This is a genomic window from Kitasatospora sp. NPDC040550 (assembly GCF_055594965.1).
In genome coordinates, this window is the sequence record NZ_JBVIWC010000068.1 from 1 (window position 1) to 1,272 (window position 1,272).

Here is a 1,272-nt window from a genome sequence, read left to right on the forward strand (position 1 = left end):
TGCCCGAAGCGGCCGAGGGGCTGGGGGAGGCCGACACGGGGGAGGCGTCGGTGGTGACCGCTTGTCGTTGTGGTCCCGGTGGGTGCGGCGCGGACGGGAGGACGAGGCACAGCGCTGCCGCGGTGCAGGCCGCGGTCGCGCCCAGGGCGTACCGGCGGTGGCGGCGCCGGTCGGCGCGTCGGCGGATCTCCGTAGCGGGCAGGGCCGGCGCGGGCAGCTGCGTGCCGAGCAGCCGCAACCGGTCGCCGACGGTGTCGTGGAGGGTGTCGTGGATGGGGTCGTGGACGGGGTCAGACACGGAGCTTTCCTTCCTCGCTGGTCGGGGTGCGGTCGGTGAGTCTGGCCGCGAGCGCGGTCCGGCCGCGGGCGAGGCGGCTCTTGACGGCGCTGACGCTGGCGCCGGTCTCGGCCGCGACCTGGTCGACGGAGAGGTCGCACATGTGGTGCAGGACCAGGGCGCTCCGCTGTGCCTCGGGCAGGTCACGAAGCGCGGTGACCAGCATCAGGTGCTCCTCGGTGGGCGGTTCGACGGTGGGTGGTTCCCGGTGGTGATGGCGTCCGGCCAGGTGCAGGCCCCGGGCCAGCCGCCGCCAGCGGGAGACGGCCAGCCGCCGGGCCGTGGTCCGGATCCATGCCTCCGGGGCGTGGTCCGTGTTGAAGGTGCGCCGTCGGTCCCACGCGCGGATGAAGGCCTCCTGGACCACGTCCTGCGCTTCGGACCAGTTGCCGGTCAGCGCGTAGAGCTGCCCGGTCAGGCGGGAGAAGGACGCCGCGTAGAACGCGTCGAACTCCTGTGGCGTCATCAAGGGCCTCTCCTCCGGGGCTCTCCGTCAGTTCGCGGCACGGGCGGCTCGCGAGGAAGCACTCCTCGGCGGCGGTGGAGCCGTGTGTCCTGGGCGGAGCCTCCCGCCTTGTACGCACGAGCTCCGCCCCGGGGTTGCACCCACGGTCTATGACCTGGATCACGTGTGCCGGGTGCGACCGGCCGGGCGTCGGGAGGCGTACCGGGATGCGGGCATCAATCGGACGCCCGCAGGAAAGGACACGGATTCATGCGCATCCGCCCGATCACGCTCATCGCCGCCACCGCCGCGGTCATCGCGACTGCGGGGGGAGTGGCCACCGCCGCGAGCTCCACCCCCACCCCCACTCCCACGGCCACCCCCGCGGCCCAGGGCCAGCCCTCCGCTGCGCCCACCCCTGCGCCCTCCGCCGCGACCGGCGGCGGCTCGTCCGTCACCAGCGCGCCTGCCACCCCGGCCGCGTCGGGCG

1 protein-coding gene and 2 pseudogenes are annotated in these 1,272 nt (G+C 74.5%); 1 reads left to right on the plus strand and 2 read right to left on the minus strand.

What is annotated here, in order from left to right; genetic code table 11:
- Both ACZ58X_RS40210 and ACZ58X_RS40215 read right to left on the minus strand, forming a co-directional pair.
- Positions 1–298: pseudogene (locus ACZ58X_RS40210) on the minus strand (hypothetical protein); the annotation flags it as partial.
- Complete coding sequence (locus tag ACZ58X_RS40215; protein ID WP_470338519.1) at positions 291–803, minus strand: SigE family RNA polymerase sigma factor; 513 nt, start codon at positions 801–803, stop codon at positions 291–293. The pseudogene ACZ58X_RS40210 and the gene ACZ58X_RS40215, both read right to left, overlap by 8 nt.
- Positions 804–1,052: 249 nt before the next feature.
- On the opposite strand from ACZ58X_RS40215, the pseudogene ACZ58X_RS40220 reads away from it, so the two are divergent.
- Positions 1,053–1,272: pseudogene (locus ACZ58X_RS40220) on the plus strand (hypothetical protein); the annotation flags it as partial.